We start from the raw sequence: 662 nt of genomic DNA, 5'->3' as shown, positions 1-662 counted from the left end.
CTTGGCGTACCTACAGTGCTTCGGGTACTTCTTAAGAAAAACTCTCAAACATTCGCTCGCGAAAAAAGCAGCCATGGCGATTGCGAATGGGGACGATCATGCGCTGAAACGTTTAGGCTCTGTCGTACCGTTTGACGTATTCCATCGTGTTTCTCGCGCCGAATGGGATACCTTGCTGTTCTTCTATGGCGTCGTGATGTGTGTAGGTGGCTTGAGCTTGCTCGGTTATCTCGAATTGGTTTCAAACGTCATGTACACCCAATGGAATCCGGTTTGGGCGAACGTGATGGTTGGTGTGCTTTCTGCCATTGTCGATAACATTCCGGTCATGTTCGCGGTACTAACGATGGACCCAAGCATGTCCACTGGTAACTGGTTGCTTGTTACGCTCACTGCGGGCGTAGGGGGGAGTTTGTTGTCGATTGGTTCTGCCGCAGGTGTGGCTTTGATGGGCGCAGCGCGTGGCCAATACACTTTCTTTGGCCATTTAAAATGGACGCCCGTGATCGCTCTGGGCTACGCCGCCAGTATTGCCGCTCATTTGTGGATGAACGGCGGCTTGTTTACCTAATCCCAATGACCCCCAATGACACGCCTAGCTACTTAGTCTAACGATCCGATGGATGGTTCACGCCATCCATCACTTCAATATCACCCAATTC

General features: G+C 51.2%; 1 protein-coding gene. It reads left to right on the top strand.

Annotated elements, in window-relative coordinates:
• On the top strand, positions 1–571 hold a 571-nt coding region (gene nhaD / locus R7Z49_RS25490), incomplete at its 5' end, for a sodium:proton antiporter NhaD (RefSeq protein WP_318112452.1).
• Between the last annotated feature and the right edge of the window lie 91 nt (positions 572–662).

It is taken from the genome of Vibrio sp. 1562, assembly GCF_033340155.1.
Classification (GTDB): Bacteria; Pseudomonadota; Gammaproteobacteria; order Enterobacterales; family Vibrionaceae; genus Vibrio; species Vibrio alginolyticus.
The sequence above is the reverse complement of the archived record's forward strand: the minus strand, read 5'-3'. Positions and strand labels throughout refer to the sequence as shown.